Origin of the sequence: Nocardia crassostreae (assembly GCF_001613405.1) — a bacterium.
GTDB lineage: Bacteria > Actinomycetota > Actinomycetes > Mycobacteriales > Mycobacteriaceae > Nocardia > Nocardia crassostreae.
This window is the reverse complement of record NZ_BDCH01000005.1, coordinates 1-15,459: the sequence shown is the minus strand read 5'-3', so window position 1 is coordinate 15,459 and position 15,459 is coordinate 1. Positions and strand designations below refer to the sequence as shown.

The window sequence follows — 15,459 nt, the reverse complement described above, 5'->3', positions numbered from 1 at the left end:
TGATCGGCTCGGCGGAGCCGATTACGCTGGCGCGGGACCGTTCGATGTGGAAGGGGTCAGCGTGATCGAGGCCAGTGCACCGGAGTTCCCGCGCAAACCGCCCGCCCTGTGGACGGACTGGCTCATGCTCGCCCTGGCGATCGTCTCGGTCGTCCTCGTGGTGTGGGTGACCTTCTTCGAGGTCTCCGGCGGCACCTACCGCACCATCCAGATTCTCGACTACGCCATCTGCGCGATCTTCGCGGCCGAATTCCTGTGGCGCTGGCGGCGCGAGGGCTGGAGCTGGACCTTCCCGTTCGTCTACTGGTACGAGGTGCTGGGCATGATCCCGGTGACCAGCCCCTTCTTCCGGGCCTTCCGGCTGCTGCGCATCGTGGTGATCCTGGTCCGCCTGGCCCGCGTGGCCGACCGCGCCTTCGGGGACCGGATCACCGCCGCCATCGTGAACCGTTCGGTGGGCACCATTGTCGAGACCATCAAGCGCCCGATCACCATGGCGGTCCTGGACGAGGTGGCCCATGTGCTGCGCACCGGCCACTACACCCGCAATATCGCCAATGCGCTGGAGGAGAATCGCGGTGAGATCGACGAGATGATCGTCGAACTCATCCGCAAGGACCCGCAATTGGGCCGGGTCCGCTATCTCCCCTTCCACGAGGACATCATTCGCGGTATCGCCGATGCCAGCTTCCGCATCGTCTTCCAGGTGCTGGCCGATCCGCGCACCGACGAGCTGGTCGCCGATGTGTTGCGGGAGAACGTCAATCAGATGCGCGACGCCGTGCGCGACGGGGTGGTGGTGCCGGAGTCCATCAACCACCGGCTCCCGTCCGCCTAGGCGGCGTGCCGGATCTGCTCGCGCGGATCTCGGTACCGCAGCGTCTCCCAGCCGATCAGCGCCGCCAGCACCGCGTACAGCAGGCCCAGCGAGGCCAGTGCGGGCAGCACGTTCGCGAGCGGAATAGCAGCACCGCCGCCGCCACGCGCTGCATGCTGAACTGCCCGGCCGCGTAGTGCTTGAACCCAACCAGCGCGAGCAGATACAGCACCACGCCGCCGTACAGCGCGAACAGCGGAATCCCGTGCAGTGCGTCGCTGAGCGTGTGGTCGGTCTCGTCGCCCACGTAGTTGAGCACCTTCTTGAGCCCGAGCGAGAGCGCGATGACGCCGACGATCATCGGGAAATGCCAGTAGGTGTAGCAGTTTCGCGCGATCTGAATGCGGCGCGCGCCGGTGGCACGGTGCATGGCGTGCTCCACCGTCAACGCGGCCACATCGAAGTAGGCCCACCACAGCAGCCCGGAAACGGCCAGTCCCAGCATGGATCCCACGATGATGGGCCAGTCGATGGGCAGCCCGGCCACGCCGATGCCGATGGACACGATGGATTCGCCCAGCGCGATAATGATGATCAGCCCGTAGCGTTCGGCGAAGTGCTTGACGGAGTTGAGCCGCCAGTCGGTGCCCGCGAACTGCGTCCACAGCATGTCGCCCGCGAGCGCCACGAACCACAGTCCGATCTGCCAGCCGCCGTCGGCGAAGGCGCCGATGATCAGGAAAATGCCGGAGACGCTGAGCGATCCGACCGCCCAGCGCACCACCTGCCCGCGCAACTGGGCATCATCGGCGCTGGCCAGCCAGAACATCGTCAGATGAACCAGGCGAACCACGAGATAGGCGATCACGAACACCAGCGGGCCGTAGAAGCCGCCGGGCAGATCGTGGAAGGCCTCGGGAATGGTCAGCGCGATGACGAAGACCGCGCCCATGGCCACGAACATGGCCACTCGCCCCAGGCCCTCATCGGCCTTGACCACATTGCCGAGCCACGAGTAGGCGATCCACGCCCACCACAGCAGGGTGAGGATCAGCAGCGCCCGCAGCATATTGACCGCGGTGGTCTCGTGGGCGGCGAGATCGGTGACCATGGTGAAGGCGAAGACGATCACCAGGTCGAAGAAGAGTTCCAGCTGAGTGACGGAGGCGTTCTCTTCGACCTTCGTCAGACGGGAGCGTTGCGCACCGGGCATAGGGGACATCTTGCAGTGTGCAAGCCCCCAAAACAGCCCCCAAGAATGCCGTGTTCGCTATCGGCTTTCAGGCGGTGCCGAAGCCCGGCTCGAACTTCCCGCCGTGATGCAGCCACGGATTGTTGGTAGCGGGTTCGTAGCCAACAGAATCCGCGTACGGCATTTCCTCGAGATCGGCCGGCCCGTCGGCCAGGCCCTCGACGCCGGTGAGCGCCTCGACGAAGGCCACGAAATTGGCGATGGTCGCCTCGCCCTCACGCCGTGCGCCACGCTTGAGCAGCATGCCGGGCGCGGGAATGGGCAGGTAGACCTCGGTGTGGTACCAGACCTCGGTGCTGCCGTCCTTGAGTTCGGCGAGCTCGAAGAAGCCCTGACCACCGGCTCCCGCGCTGCTCTCGGTGACCTTCCAGGCGACCTTGCTCTCGGTGCAGGTGTATTCGACGACCTGCCGGTCCGGGCGGCCCATGATGTTGGCGGACACGTACACCCGCTTGGGGCGGCCCAGCTTGTCGCGGGTGGCGACGCGAACGTCCTGGTGGGAGGGCGACCAGTCGGGCAGTTGCTCGACCAGGAGCAACGCCTCCATCACCTGATCGGGATCGATGTCGATGACGAACCGGTGATCGTTCTTAGTACGCATTCCAAACCCTCCAGCTTTGAGGCCCGATTGTGACCAGCGTCGCTACGAGAGTCAACTGCGTCGACCGCCCCGTGGGACCCGGCGGGCCGGGCTGAGCTGTGAATACCGCTGGCAGCCAAGGGAATCGGAACAAACCGTACGAAAAGATAAAAATCGGTCGCCTAGCCGCCGTCCGGCGGCAGCACCTCGGCGTCCGGCCCCGGGAAGACGAGGCTCTCGTGCCCGTCCGGGAACCGTACGACATAGGGCGGCGCGCCATCCTCGCCGCGCACTTCGATGATCTCGGCGGTGTGATTGGGCAGGCCCACATTGCGTCCGTGAACGACAAGCTGGTCGCCGATGCTTGCTCGCATGAGTGAAATTTTCGCCGCTCGTGACGCGCATCACAAGGTTCCGGCCACATTCGCCCGTTGACACCACTCCAGACGTAGTACTACATTCCTAATCACTACAAACGAAGTACAACAAACTAGGCGGTCACAATGCGAAAGCTTGTCTACTACATCGCGGTCTCGCTCGACGGCTACATCGCTGGTCCGCAGGGGGAGTTCGACTTCTATCCGTACGGCGAGGATCAGGCGGCCTGGATCAACGCCCGGTATCCGGAGTCGGTGCCGACCGTGTTGCGCCCGCAGGTCGGCATGGCCGTCGACGAGCCGAACAAGGAATGGGACACCGTGCTCATGGGTCGTGCCACCTACGAGGTGGGCGGCCAGGCCAGCCCGTACGCCCATCTGAAGCAGTACGTCGTCACGACCTCGCGCACCATCGACGAACCGGGGGTCGAGCAGGTCACCGGCGATCCGGTGGAGCTCGTGCGGCAGCTGAAGAAGGAAGCGGGCAAGGACATCTGGCTCTGCGGCGGCGGGTGGCTGGCCGGAACCCTCCTGGACGAGATCGACCAGCTGATCGTCAAGAGCTATCCGGTGGTCGCGGGCACCGGCATCCCGATGTTCTCGGCCGCGTTCAAACCCACGCGGTTCCAGGTCGCCCAGCGCAAGGAGTTCGCCAATGGCACGACCGTCACCTGGCTCGACCGAGCCTGACCACTTCGCACCGATCATCCCGATTCTCAACGGACAAGGCGGTACTCCCATACGAAAGCAGACCAGCACCTACCCGGCCGCGGTCCAGCGGCGCTTCCCGAGGCAGGCGGCCAACTCGGCCATTCGGGCCGACCGCGGTCGGCAGGCCAAGCGGCTCAGGCGCGTTCGCGCAGTAGTCCGGTGACCCGCACCGAGGTCTCGTGCAGCCGGTTGAACACCTCGAGCAGCCATTCCAGCTGCTCGACGGTGTAACCGGCGGATACCTTCCCGAATTCTGTTGCCAGCACCTCGTAGTAGGGTGCCAGTTCGTCGATGCGCTCGGCGACGGCGGTGATGATCACCCGCCGCCGATCCCGCGCATCGTTCTCCCGCCGCACGAAACCGGCCTGCAGCAGCCGGTCGATCATGCGGGTGATGGCGCCGGTGGTGAGCCCCGTGCGCTGGGCGAGTTCCCCGGCGGTGGCCGGACCGTCCAGGCGCAGCATGTTCAGGCAGCGCAGATCCGTGACATGCAGGCCGAGCCGATCGGCCATGGCCTGATGCAGCATCACGGCATCGGTGGCGCTGCGCTGGGCGGCGAGCGTGAGCGCCAGCCCCAGTTCGTCCTGCTTCTTCGTCATCGGTTGACAGCATAGTCTTACTCGGACACTATCTTAGTGAGTCAACTATTTACTGATTCATCTACTGCGCAGATTAACTATTGGCGTGAGGGAATTGCCATGACCACCCAGCAGCTCACCGACGAAACCGCCATCCGTGCCGTCTTCGACCGGCTCGGGCAGGCGTGGGCCGCGGCCGACGCCCGGGCCTTCGCCGCCGAGTTCACCGAGGACGCCGACTACGTCACCTTCTTCGGCCCGCGCTACCGGGGCCGCGCGGATATAGAGGCCATGCATAAGCCGGTCTTCGAGAAATGGCAGCGGGGCACCCGGCTCGACGGCGAGGTCAGCGCGGTGCGCTTCCTGACGCCGGAGGTGGCGCTGGTGCACGGCAAGGGCGCGGTGGTGAAGGGCAGGCGTCGGCGCAACCGCTTCAACACCAAGGTCAATCTGTTCGTCATGTTCCGGGAGGGCGACCGCTGGCGCGTCGCGGCATTCCACAACACCAAGCAGAATTGGTTGCTGACAATGCTTTCCACCCGGCACGACCCCCGGCCCGCGGCATAACGTGGATCACAGCCGGGAGGTAGCGCAAATCCGCTGGACCTGGATCGGTAGTCTTGGGGATCGGTAGCAGCAGTTTGTCGATCTTGGAGGATTCCCACCGTGGCTCTCGTCGTCCAGAAGTACGGAGGATCCTCGGTCGCCACCGCCGAGCGCATCCGCAGGGTCGCCGAGCGGATCGTCGAGACCAAGAAGCAGGGCCACGATGTCGTGGTCGTGTGCTCGGCCATGGGCGATACCACCGACGAACTCCTCGACCTGGCCCAGCAGGTGGCCCCCGCCGCCCCCGCGCGCGAAATGGACATGCTGCTCACCTCGGGTGAGCGCATCTCGAACGCGCTGGTGGCCATGGCCATTCATTCCCTCGGCGCGGAGGCCCGCTCCTTCACCGGCTCGCAGGCGGGTGTGATCACCACCGGCACGCACGGCAATGCCAAGATCATCGACGTCACCCCGGGCCGCGTGCAGGACGCGCTGGCCGAGGGCACCATCGTGCTGGTCGCCGGATTCCAGGGCGTGTCCCAGGATTCCAAGGACGTCACCACGCTGGGCCGCGGCGGCTCCGACACCACCGCCGTGGCGCTGGCCGCCGCGCTGAACGCCGATGTCTGCGAGATCTACACCGATGTGGAAGGCGTCTTCTCCGCCGACCCGCGCATCGTCTCCGACGCCCAGAAGCTCGACACCGTCTCCTTCGAGGAGATGCTGGAGCTGGCCGCCTGCGGCGCGAAAGTTCTCATGCTGCGCTGTGTCGAGTACGCGCGCCGCTACAACGTGCCCGTCCACGCGCGCTCGTCGTACTCGGACAAGGAGGGCACCCTGATTACCGGATCGATGGAGGACATCCCCTTGGAGCAAGCAATCCTCACGGGCGTCGCGCACGACCGCAGCGAGGCCAAGGTGACCGTGGTCTGCATTCCGGACGAGCCGGGCTACGCCGCCAAGGTGTTCCGGGCCGTGGCCGATGCCGAGATCAATATCGACATGGTGCTGCAGAACATCTCGAAGGTGGAGACGGGTAAGACCGACATCACCTTCACTCTCCCCAAGCTGGACGGCCCCCGCGCCGTCGAGCTGCTCACCAAGCGGCAGGGCGATATCGGCTTCTCACAGGTGGTCTACGACGATCACGTCGGCAAGGTGTCCCTCGTCGGCGCGGGCATGAAGTCGCATCCGGGCGTGACCGCCACCTTCTGCGAATCCCTCGCCGAGGCGGGCATCAACATCGATCTCATCTCCACCTCCGAGATCCGGATCTCGGTGCTGGTCAAGGACACCGATCTGGACGAGGCCGTGAAGGTGCTGCACCAGGCCTTCGATCTGGGCGGCGACGAAGTGGCGGTCGTGCACGCCGGAACGGGGCGATAACCATGGGAGTACGCGTAGGCGTCGTCGGTGCGACCGGTCAGGTCGGCGCCGTCATGCGGAAGCTGCTGGAGGAGCGCAACTTCCCGGCCGATGAGGTGCGCTTCTTCGCCTCCTCGCGGTCCGCGGGCACCAAGCTGCCCTTCCGCGGCCAGGAGATCATTGTCGAGGACACCGAGACCGCCGATCCGTCCGGTCTGGATATCGCGTTGTTCTCGGCCGGGGCCACCATGTCCCGGGTGCAGGCTCCGCGCTTCGCCGCGGCCGGTGTCACCGTCATCGACAATTCCTCGGCCTGGCGCAAGGATCCCGAGGTGCCGCTGGTCGTCTCCGAGGTGAATCCGGAGCAGACCCGCAACCTGGTCAAGGGCATTATCGCCAACCCGAACTGCACCACCATGGCCGCCATGCCGGTGCTCAAGGTGCTGCACGACGAGGCCGGGCTGCGCCGTCTGATCGTGTCCAGCTACCAGGCGGTCTCGGGCTCCGGCCTGGCTGGTGTGGAAGAGCTGGCCTCCCAGGCGCGCGCCGTCATCGGCGATGCCGAGAAGCTGGTGCACGACGGTTCGGCCGTGGCCTTCCCGGCCCCGAACAAGTACGTCGCGCCCATCGCCTTCGACGTGATCCCGCTGGCGGGCTCGCTGGTCGACGATGATTCCGGCGAAACGGACGAGGATCAGAAGCTGCGCAATGAATCCCGCAAGATTCTGGGCCTGCCGGATCTCGCGGTGAGCGGCACCTGCGTGCGCGTGCCGGTCTTCACCGGCCACTCGCTGTCCATCAATGCCGAATTCGCCGAACCGCTCTCGGTGGCGCGCGCCCAGGAACTGCTCGCGACCGCTCCCGGCGTCAAGCTGACCGATGTCCCGACCCCCCTGGCCGCCGCCGGTAGCGACGAATCCCTCGTCGGCCGCATCCGTCCGGATCCGGGCGTCCCGGACGGCCGCGGTCTGGCCCTGTTCATCTCCGGTGACAACCTGCGAAAGGGCGCGGCCCTCAATACCATCCAGATTGCTGAGGTGTTGCTGGCCGACCGCTGACGCGGCCGGAATCGCATACGGGCCGTTCGATCCCACGGGGATCGAACGGCCCGTTTTTTCGTCTCCACCCGAATCCACCCGAAATTCCGAAATATCGGTAAGTTTGTTTACGGGATCACTCGGTCCAGAGTTCGGCACAGGGGAGGGGTGGAAGATGATCTATTGCCATCCCGTCAATGGTGACTTCAATGCAGTGTGGTCGCAGGTGTGCTGCGAGGCGTTCGGCAATTGAGCGTTCGGTGCGGTAGTCGAGCACCATGCCACCGGGAAAGCGTAGGCGCACATGGACTTCGCGTGTTCCGGGTGCCACGCTCATGACCACCTCGTGTCGTCCGTTCGGTTCGACAGGTCCACTTCACACGGTAAACACAGAAAAATTGCGGTGCAATAAGAAAAATACATGTTCCATACTGTGCGCCGTAAGCTCGCCGGTTCTGGAATCCTTGTCGGCAGATCCCATCGGGAAGAAGGAGAAGGGCATGGGAGACATCGGCGAAACCAGCGGGCGGTGACGGCCGGGAAAGCCGATCAGGCAGAAGGAGTTTGACCCGGTGGCCGAAAGTACCCTAGGGGCACGGGTAGCGGAGTTACGCCGGCGGCGGGGATTATCGCAGAAGGAGCTGGGCGCGGCGATCAGGCGCTCGGAAAGCTGGGTGTCGCAGGTCGAACGGGATGTACTTCCCGTCGAGCGACTGTCGGTGCTGCAACGACTGGCCGATGTGCTCGGCGTGGCGGTGCGGGATCTGCGGCCGGAGGCGGCCGAACCCATGGCAGCCGACCGCGGGGACGGCCATCGCGCCGGATCCGTGGTCTTCGAGCAGTTGCGACTGCTGCTCACCGGGCATCCCGCCCTGGAGCAACTCTTCGGTGACGAGGCCGATCGCGAGTCGGCCGACCTGTTGCCGGGACTGCAACAGCGCGTGGATACCGCCTGGCAGCTGGCACACGAATCGCGGCTGGTGGAAGTCGGCGGCGCACTGCTGGAACTGATTCCGGAGCTGGAGCACGCGGCCCGGACCACCGCCGACAAGCGGCCGGAGGTGCTGACCCTGCTGTCACGCGCCTATCAGGTGGCGGCGACGGCGTTCACCCGGCAGGAAGAGGTCGACGCCGCCTGGGTGGCCGCCGATCGGTCGCTCACCGCGGCCGAGGAATCCGGCGACGCGCTCAGCGTGGTGGCCGGAACCTACCGCATGGCACAGGCTTTCCTACGTCTGCAGCGACTCGAACAGGCCGAACAAGCCGCCCGGGTGTCGGTGACGGCCCTCGCGCCGCAGATCGGCGACGAGACGCTGTGTCGCCCGGAAGTGCTGTCGCTCTACGGTTCTCTGCAGCTCATGCTGGCGGTGATCGCGGCGACGGACGGGAATCGGACGGCGGCCCGCGCGGGCCTGTCCGCGGCGCGCACCGCCGCGGAGCGACTCGGCGAGGGCCGCAACGATTTCGACACCGAATTCGGTCCGACCAGCGTGGCCGTGCACGCGGTGGCGGTGGCGGTCGAATTGGGCGATGCCGGTGAGGCTTTGGACACCGCGCGCACGGTGGACGCCACGGTGCTGTCCCCGGAGCGGCAGGCCCGCTTCCTGGTGGACGTGGCCCGGGCGCACGCCCAGCGGCGGCAGGCCCAGGAAGCCTTGGCGGCCTTGCTCACCGCCGAGCGGCTGACTCCGGAACTGGTCCGCACCGATCATCGCGTCCGAGAGGTGGTGCGTGATCTGCTGCAGTTCGCGGGCCGCCGTCCGGCCGACGAACTGCGCGAGCTCGCGGGCCGCGCGGCGGTGACACCCTAGCGCTCACTCGCGAATGCGGGGTGTGCGCGGATCGGGGCCGACGCATGCCAGCAGCAGGCAGCCGGGCGGCGCGTCGGTGAACGGCGCCGCCAGGGGAATGTTCAAGCAGGCGTGCACATTACAGCCCGGGTACGCGTACGGGCCGAGGCCGAAGACGGCGAGCGCGATATTGGTGTCGAAGAACCTGCTGTAGTCCACGCTCAGCGGCGGCTCGACGAACTGGCCGGGATCGGGAACGGGGGGGCTCGTGGAAGGCCGCGAACAACTGGCGGAAGAACTCGTACGCGGGTTCCTCCGTGTACTGGACGATTCCGCTCACGCCCCGGCTGGTGTGCACGCCGAACACGCCGGTCCACACCACCATGAGATCCAGGCTGGGGATGAAATAGACGTGCTGTAGACCCAGCCCGGACATGGAATAGGTGTCCGGGGGCAGGAATGCGGGATTCTCCGCGCAGTCCGCGCCGAGCCAGAACAGATAGCCGTAGCAGCCGTAGGTGTCCGACGGGGTGGTGGCCCGCGTCAGATAGTCGGACGAGACGATCGAGCGGCCGTGCCAGCGGCCGCCATTGGCGACGAGCAGGCCGAGTCGCGACAGATCGTCGGGCGGGATCATGAGATGGGCGTAACCGTAGGTGTGCCCGGACCGGTCCCGCGCCCAGTAGTAGTCCTCGCGCGCAATGCCTATGGGCCCGAACAGTTCCCGCTGTGCGAACTCCTGCAGCGGTTCCCCTGTGGCCAGTTCGATCGCGTACGCCAGCAGGTCGACATTGCGCTGGCTGTAGGTGAACTCGGTGCCCGGCGGATCGTCGAACGGCAGGGTCAGCGCCTGGACGGCGCTGAACGGATCGACGGGCACCACGCCCGTGATGCCCTCGGTGACCACGCCGATGCGCAGGCCGGAGGTCTCGGTGAGCAGATTCTCCACCGTGATCGCCCGATGCTCGGCATCGCCCAGGCCGGGCGGCAGATACGCGTCGATGGGTGCGGCGATATCGAGTGTGCCCTGATCCCAGGCGATTCCGGCGAGCAGCGACACAATGCTCTTGGTGACGCTCCAGACGTTCCAGGCCACCGGCCCGGTCAGCTCGTTGGACGGACCCTCGCCGATGAGGCAGCCGTAGCGAAACACCTGCACGTTCAGCCGGTTTCGACCGGCGGCGAAGGTCAACGCATCGGCCAGCCGTCCCGTGTCCAGCCCGGCGTCCTCCGGGGCCGCCCGCTCGAAATCCCGGCCGACGGGTTGCGCGCAGCGCACGTGCCCGGTGTCCGCCGCCGCGTGACCGCCGCCGAAGATCACGCTGCCCGCCGTCACGACCGCCGCGATCGCGCTGGCCAGCCCCCTGCGCATGCGCACCATGGGCCTCAGGCTATCGCCCGGTCCGCCGTCCGCCCTGCTGAAACGATCACCGCGTGGCGAATTTCCGCGCCCAGTACGCGCCCGCGCCGAGCGCCAGCACCACGATCCCGGGAATGACCGAACTCAGGGGCAGCGAGAGGGCGACGACACCGCATCCCACCGCCCCGATTATCGGAATCGCCCGCGCCGGACGGTTTTCCGACACACGCAGCGTCCCCGCCGAGATATTCGCGACCAGGTAGTAGACCAGCACCGCGAACGACGAGAACCCGATGGCCGCCCGAATATCGAAACTCGCCGCCACCACCGCCACGATCACGCCCACCGCGAGCTCGGCCCGGTGCGGCACCTGATACTTCGGATGCACGGCGGCGAGTCCCCGTGGCAGATGCCCGTCGCGCGCCATGGCCAAGGTCGTGCGCGAGACGCCGAGAATCAAGGCCAGCAACGATCCGGCCGCCGCCAGCACCGCCCCCACCCGGACGACCGGTTCGAGCCCCGCCGCCCCGGCCGTGGTGACGGCGCGCGCCAGCGGATCGGCCCCGGCCGCCAGCCCGGCCGATCCGAGCACCAGCAGCACCGCCACCGCGACCACCGCGTACACGGCGAGCGCGATACCCAGCGCCAGCGCGATGGCCCGCGGAATAGTCCGCCGCGGCTCGCGCACCTCCTCCCCGAGCGTCGCGATCCGCGCATATCCGGCGAAGGCGAAGAACAACAACCCCGCCGCCTCCAGCACCCCGCGCACCCCGATCCGATCCGGCAGCGCCGTCGCACCGGCGTGTTCGCCACCGAAGCACACCGCGGCCACCACGGCGAGCACCACCAGCACGGTCGCGACAATGATCCGCGTCGCCAGCGCCGACTTCTGCACGCCCGCGTAGTTGATCTCGGTGATCAGCACGACCGCGCCCACCGCCACCGCCCGGGCGTGCTCCGGCCACGCGTAGTTCCCCACGGTCAGCGCCATTGCCGCGCACGAGCCGGTCTTCCCGACCACGAATCCCCATCCGGCCAGATATCCCCAGAACTCGCCCAGCCGCTCCCGCCCGTACACATACGTTCCGCCCGACACCGGATACAGCGCCGCCAGCCGCGCCGACGACGTCGCATTGCAATACGCCACCACCGCCGCGATCCCCAATGCCGCGAGCAGCCACGATCCGGCTGCGGCGGCCGCGGGCGCGAGGGCCGCGAAAATGCCCGCACCCACCATGGATCCGAGCCCGATCACCACGGAATCACCCAATCCGAGGCGGCGCTGCAGCGCGTGGTCATCGCTCATGCGCCCATCTTCGGCGACTCGCGCGCAATCCGCGCGCCACGACCCCGGATACGCGAAACGCCGCGAGGCGGGGGGTCCTCGCGGCGCGCGCTCGCGGCAATACCGCGACGTGAAAGCCGACGCCCGACAAGCGCCTCTCGGCGAGTGGTCGCTCGAAGCGACAAAGGGTGCGGCCCGGGGCTGTCCAGGACGCCGACAGTGGGGTTCAACCGGCCCGCCCCGGGATCTATTCCGGCCGCCCGCCTGTGATCTGCGCAACGCAATCCGATGGTGCATTGTCGGCCCCACCGGATAGCATTCGCCCCTACGCAATGTGTTCTCGGGGGCGGGCAGCCGAATCGTATTCGGCCGCGGCGACTTTCGCGTGAATCAGCTCGAAAGGTCAGTGGGGGATGAACAGCTCGATCGATGGCACCGCCACCCTGCTCGACGAGGCGGAAGCCGCAGTCCGAATCGGCGAGTACGAACGGGCGCTCGAGCTGTGCGCGACAGCCGAGCCGCACCTACCCGACAGCGGCCGAGTGTGGCGAATCCGAGCACTGGCCGAACTACAACTGGCCCGTGAAGTCGACCGGGATGTCGTCGAGGTCGAGGAGCGCCGCATGAACGCCGTGGTCGCAGCGCGCCGAGCCGTCGAACTCGAGCCCGCCCATGCCGAGAACCACTACGTCCGGGCCCTGTCGCTGCAATGGCTGGGCCAAGCCGACGCCCTCCGCGCCTTGGACCGGGCCGCCGCCCTGGCTCCACGCGACACCCGGATCGATCACCTGCGCGAGCGCATCGACCGCGCCCGCGCCGCCGCGGCCCCGCCTCGCCGGGTGCACCGGCCGACGGGCCCGCGCCCCACCCGCCGAGCCCCCGTCGACACATACGACCCCACGGACTGGGGCCTCATCATCAAAATCCTCGTCGGCATCGGCACATTCGTGGTGGGCCTCCTGGTCGAAGTGGCCATATCGGACACGAAGAACAATCAGGAGCGCACTCGACCGACGATTCCCTCCGCGGTGTACGACCCGTGGGCAACTACATACCGGCCGATCACCATTCCGCCCAGCCTGCTTCGTCCGCAGCTGACCACGCGCGCCCCGGTGCCGGGCGCGACCGTCGCTCCCGGCGCGGTTAGGTGACCTTTCTCAGTCAGATTTAAGCCTGCTACCAGCTAAAACTTTCTTTTCTTGACTTATACTAGAAAAGGTAGCAGGGTGTATGGCATGCACACCGGATACGACGCGCGGGAGCAATTGCGTGCGGTCGGCCTGCGGGTCACCGGCCCGCGGGTCGCGGTTCTGGATGTTCTGGCTAACTCTCCGCATACCGATGCGGAGGGGGTGACCGCCAAGGTGCGGGAGACGCTGGGGTCGGTGTCGACGCAGGCCGTGTACGACGTACTGCGGGCTTGTGTGGGGGCCGGGTTGTTGCGGCGCATCGAGCCCGCCGGGTCACCGGCGCTGTACGAGGCGCGCACCGGCGACAACCATCACCATCTGGTGTGCAGGAAGTGCGGCACGGTCGTGGATGTCGACTGTGTCGTCGGCGCAGCACCCTGTCTGGAACCCGATCAGTCCCACGGTTTCGTGATCGACGAGGCCGAAGTCGTGTTCTGGGGCCTGTGCCCGGCATGTAATTCCTGAACTCCCCAAGGAGGTTTCGCATGACCAAGGCGACCACCACCAATACCGGCACCCCGGTGCAGAGCGATGACGAATCGCTCACCGCAGGTACTCAGGGTCCGATCCTGCTGCACGACCATTACCTGATCGAGAAGCTCGCCCAGTTCAACCGGGAGCGCGTCCCGGAGCGCATCGTGCATGCCAAGGGCGCCGGCGCGTTCGGTGAACTGGTGGTCACCGGCGATGTCAGCCGCTACACCAAGGCCAAGCTGTTCCAGCCGGGTGCGCGCACCGAATCGCTGGTGCGCTTCTCCACCGTGGCCGGTGAGCAGGGCTCTCCCGACACCTGGCGCGATCCGCGCGGTTTCGCGGTGAAGTTCTACACCACCGAGGGCAACTACGACATCGTCGGCAACAACACCCCGATCTTCTTCATCAAGGATCCGATCAAGTTCCCGGACTTCATCCGCTCGCAGAAGCGCTTGCCGGGCAACGGACTTCGCGATCACACCATGCAGTGGGACTTCTGGACCCTGCGCCCGGAGACCGCGCACCAGGTGACCTGGCTGATGGGCGACCGCGGTATCCCCAAGACCTACCGGCACATGGACGGTTTCGGCTCGCACACCTACCAGTGGGTCAATGCCCAGGGTGAGCGCTTCTGGGTGAAGTACCACTTCAAGACCGATCAGGGCAATGAGTTCCTGACCCAGGCGCAGGCCGATGAGCTCGCGGGCAAGGACGGCGACTACCACCGCCGCGACCTGTGGGATTCCATCGAGCGCGGTGACTTCCCGAGCTGGACCCTCAAGGTGCAGGTCATGCCCGCGCACGAGGCCGAGGGCTACCGGTTCAACCCGTTCGACCTGACCAAGGTGTGGTCGCAGAAGGACTACCCGCTGATCGAGGTCGGCAAGTGGACCCTCAACCGCAACCCGCAGAACTACTTCGTCGAGATCGAGCAGGCCGCCTTCGCGCCCTCCAATGTCGTTCCGGGCATTGGTTTCTCGCCGGACAAGATGCTGCTGGGCCGCGTCTTCGCCTATGCCGACGCGCACCGCTACCGCATCGGCGCCAACCACGCGCAGCTGCCGCCCAACCGGGCCAAGGCCGCCGAGGTGAACTCCTACTCCAAGGAGGGCCAGATGCGCTACGAGTTCAACGCGCCGGATGTGCCTGTGTACGCGCCGAATTCGTTCGGCGGCCCGCACGCCGATCCGGAGAAGGCGGGCGATGACGGCCTGTGGAACTTCGGCACCGAGGCGGTCCGCGCCGGGTACGTCCAGCACCGTGAGGACGGCGATTTCACCCAGGCGGGCACCCTGGTCCGCGAGGTCCTCGACGACGGTGAGCGGGATCGCCTGGTGGGCAATATCGTCGGCCACATTCTGGGCGGCGTCCAGGAGCCCATCCTGAGCCGCGTCTTCGAGTACTGGAAGAGCGTCGACAACGAGCTCGGCAAGCGCATCGAAGAAGGGGTCCGCTCCCAGCTCTGAGCGCGACCCACCCGTTTCCGGGTCAGCCCCTCGGAAACCGCGGGCCCGCATCCCTTTTCGGGATGCGGGCCCGTTGCCGTATCAGCGGCCCCGTCGCGCCGCCAGCCCGTCCATGATCACGTTCATCTCCTCGTCGAAGTAGTCCTCCCGGCTCTGCGCCGAATCGATATTGCGGTGCGCCAGATAGCGTTTGTGCAGGCGCGGGTACGGTTCGGCCATTTTCACCGAGGCATCCATGATCTGCTCCATCCACTCCTGTTCCCCCATACCGGCGCGCGCGACAGTGGTGAGCATGGCCGTTTCGGTGGTGGTGGCGCCGAGGAGGTAGGAGAAGATCACGCCCGCCGCCCGGTCGGCGATCGCGCCGTCGAATCCGGCCGTCTCCAGGATGCCGAGCATGGCCTCGGACATGCGCATGACATTCGGCCCGAGGTAGATCAGTCCGGCGGTGCTCAGCACGGCGGGCATCCAGGCGTGCCGCATCATGGTCTCCCGCAGGCTGCGGCTGATCATCAGTAGATCCGCGCGCCAATTCTCGGCGACGAAGTGCTCGGGCAGCTGGAGTTCGCCGAAAGCCGCGTCCACGACGAGCTCGAGCAGCTCCTCCTTATTGGCCACATGCGTGTAGAGC

15 protein-coding genes and 1 pseudogene are annotated in these 15,459 nt (G+C 66.7%); 9 read left to right on the top strand and 7 right to left on the bottom strand.

Annotation, left to right across the window (positions count from 1 at the left end):
• Window positions 1-61 precede the first annotated feature (61 nt).
• Window positions 62-838, top strand: coding sequence for an ion transporter (locus tag NC4_RS02540; protein WP_245721450.1), 777 nt, complete (start codon window positions 62-64; stop codon window positions 836-838).
• Here the strand turns inward: NC4_RS02540 and NC4_RS02535 are convergent.
• From NC4_RS02535 to NC4_RS02525, 3 genes and pseudogenes are all read right to left on the bottom strand, one after another.
• A pseudogene (locus NC4_RS02535) lies at window positions 835-2,030 on the bottom strand (low temperature requirement protein A). The gene NC4_RS02540 and the pseudogene NC4_RS02535 sit on opposite strands and share 4 nt — an antisense overlap.
• 67 nt (window positions 2,031-2,097) lie before the next feature.
• The gene (locus NC4_RS02530; protein WP_067531772.1) at window positions 2,098-2,670 is read right to left on the bottom strand and encodes an SRPBCC family protein; all 573 of its coding nucleotides are present in this window, start codon (window positions 2,668-2,670) and stop codon (window positions 2,098-2,100) included.
• Window positions 2,671-2,831: 161 nt separating this feature from the next.
• Window positions 2,832-3,023 carry a DUF1918 domain-containing protein gene (locus tag NC4_RS02525; RefSeq protein WP_067531770.1) on the bottom strand — a complete coding sequence of 64 codons (192 nt, stop codon included), beginning with the start codon at window positions 3,021-3,023 and terminating at the stop codon, window positions 2,832-2,834.
• A gap of 129 nt (window positions 3,024-3,152) precedes the next feature.
• Between NC4_RS02525 and NC4_RS02520 the strand changes: the two genes are divergently transcribed.
• Window positions 3,153-3,716 (top strand): dihydrofolate reductase family protein, encoded by a 564-nt coding sequence (locus NC4_RS02520; RefSeq protein WP_067531768.1) that lies wholly within the window; start codon window positions 3,153-3,155, stop codon window positions 3,714-3,716.
• 155 nt (window positions 3,717-3,871) lie between these two features.
• Here the strand turns inward: NC4_RS02520 and NC4_RS02515 are convergent, their stop codons facing one another.
• A complete protein-coding gene (locus NC4_RS02515; RefSeq protein WP_067531767.1) occupies window positions 3,872-4,336 on the bottom strand; it encodes a MarR family winged helix-turn-helix transcriptional regulator in 465 nt (154 codons plus the stop codon).
• A gap of 99 nt (window positions 4,337-4,435) precedes the next feature.
• On the opposite strand from NC4_RS02515, the gene NC4_RS02510 reads away from it, so the two are divergent.
• From NC4_RS02510 to NC4_RS02495, 4 genes are all read left to right on the top strand, one after another.
• Complete coding sequence (locus tag NC4_RS02510) at window positions 4,436-4,882, top strand: SgcJ/EcaC family oxidoreductase (RefSeq protein WP_067531766.1); 447 nt, start codon at window positions 4,436-4,438, stop codon at window positions 4,880-4,882.
• Between the two features lie 99 nt (window positions 4,883-4,981).
• The gene (locus NC4_RS02505) at window positions 4,982-6,247 is read left to right on the top strand and encodes an aspartate kinase (RefSeq protein ID WP_067531765.1); all 1,266 of its coding nucleotides are present in this window, start codon (window positions 4,982-4,984) and stop codon (window positions 6,245-6,247) included.
• Between the two features lie 2 nt (window positions 6,248-6,249).
• Window positions 6,250-7,284 (top strand): aspartate-semialdehyde dehydrogenase, encoded by a 1,035-nt coding sequence (locus tag NC4_RS02500; RefSeq protein ID WP_067531764.1) that lies wholly within the window; start codon window positions 6,250-6,252, stop codon window positions 7,282-7,284.
• 551 nt (window positions 7,285-7,835) lie between these two features.
• Window positions 7,836-9,074, top strand: a complete 1,239-nt coding sequence (locus tag NC4_RS02495) for a helix-turn-helix domain-containing protein (RefSeq protein WP_067531762.1) — start codon at window positions 7,836-7,838, stop codon at window positions 9,072-9,074.
• Window positions 9,075-9,192: 118 nt separating this feature from the next.
• Here NC4_RS02495 and NC4_RS02490 read toward each other — a convergent pair whose 3' ends face one another.
• Together NC4_RS02490 and NC4_RS02485 are read right to left on the bottom strand one after the other, a co-directional pair.
• Window positions 9,193-10,434: a serine hydrolase domain-containing protein gene (locus tag NC4_RS02490; RefSeq protein WP_245721449.1), complete on the bottom strand. Its 1,242-nt coding sequence runs from the start codon at window positions 10,432-10,434 to the stop codon at window positions 9,193-9,195.
• A gap of 46 nt (window positions 10,435-10,480) precedes the next feature.
• Window positions 10,481-11,719 (bottom strand): APC family permease, encoded by a 1,239-nt coding sequence (locus NC4_RS02485; RefSeq protein WP_067531761.1) that lies wholly within the window; start codon window positions 11,717-11,719, stop codon window positions 10,481-10,483.
• Window positions 11,720-12,111: 392 nt separating this feature from the next.
• On the opposite strand from NC4_RS02485, the gene NC4_RS02480 reads away from it, so the two are divergent.
• The 3 genes from NC4_RS02480 (at window position 12,112) to NC4_RS02470 (ending at window position 14,828) form a co-directional block, all read left to right on the top strand.
• A complete protein-coding gene (locus tag NC4_RS02480) occupies window positions 12,112-12,849 on the top strand; it encodes a tetratricopeptide repeat protein (RefSeq protein ID WP_067531760.1) in 738 nt (245 codons plus the stop codon).
• An 84-nt stretch (window positions 12,850-12,933) separates the two neighbouring features.
• Complete coding sequence (locus NC4_RS02475) at window positions 12,934-13,353, top strand: Fur family transcriptional regulator (RefSeq protein ID WP_067531758.1); 420 nt, start codon at window positions 12,934-12,936, stop codon at window positions 13,351-13,353.
• 20 nt (window positions 13,354-13,373) lie between these two features.
• On the top strand, window positions 13,374-14,828 hold the full coding sequence (locus NC4_RS02470) for a catalase (RefSeq protein ID WP_067531755.1): 1,455 nt from the start codon (window positions 13,374-13,376) through the stop codon (window positions 14,826-14,828).
• Window positions 14,829-14,909: 81 nt separating this feature from the next.
• Here the strand turns inward: NC4_RS02470 and NC4_RS02465 are convergent.
• Window positions 14,910-15,459, bottom strand: a 550-nt coding sequence (locus NC4_RS02465; protein ID WP_067531753.1) for a TetR/AcrR family transcriptional regulator C-terminal domain-containing protein, incomplete at its 5' end; no start/stop codon positions are given.

Bases quoted from the DNA above. Each gene is read 5' to 3' on its own strand.
- NC4_RS02530 (WP_067531772.1), bottom strand. From the start codon at position 2,670: ATGCGTACTAAGAACGATCACCGGTTCGTCATCGACATCGATCCCGAT.
- NC4_RS02525 (WP_067531770.1), bottom strand. From the start codon at position 3,023: ATGCGAGCAAGCATCGGCGACCAGCTTGTCGTTCACGGACGCAATGTG.
- NC4_RS02520 (WP_067531768.1), top strand. From the start codon at position 3,153: ATGCGAAAGCTTGTCTACTACATCGCGGTCTCGCTCGACGGCTACATC.
- NC4_RS02515 (WP_067531767.1), bottom strand. From the start codon at position 4,336: ATGACGAAGAAGCAGGACGAACTGGGGCTGGCGCTCACGCTCGCCGCC.
- NC4_RS02510 (WP_067531766.1), top strand. From the start codon at position 4,436: ATGACCACCCAGCAGCTCACCGACGAAACCGCCATCCGTGCCGTCTTC.
- NC4_RS02500 (WP_067531764.1), top strand. From the start codon at position 6,250: ATGGGAGTACGCGTAGGCGTCGTCGGTGCGACCGGTCAGGTCGGCGCC.
- NC4_RS02490 (WP_245721449.1), bottom strand. From the start codon at position 10,434: ATGGTGCGCATGCGCAGGGGGCTGGCCAGCGCGATCGCGGCGGTCGTG.
- NC4_RS02485 (WP_067531761.1), bottom strand. From the start codon at position 11,719: ATGAGCGATGACCACGCGCTGCAGCGCCGCCTCGGATTGGGTGATTCC.
- NC4_RS02480 (WP_067531760.1), top strand. From the start codon at position 12,112: ATGAACAGCTCGATCGATGGCACCGCCACCCTGCTCGACGAGGCGGAA.
- NC4_RS02475 (WP_067531758.1), top strand. From the start codon at position 12,934: ATGCACACCGGATACGACGCGCGGGAGCAATTGCGTGCGGTCGGCCTG.
- NC4_RS02470 (WP_067531755.1), top strand. From the start codon at position 13,374: ATGACCAAGGCGACCACCACCAATACCGGCACCCCGGTGCAGAGCGAT.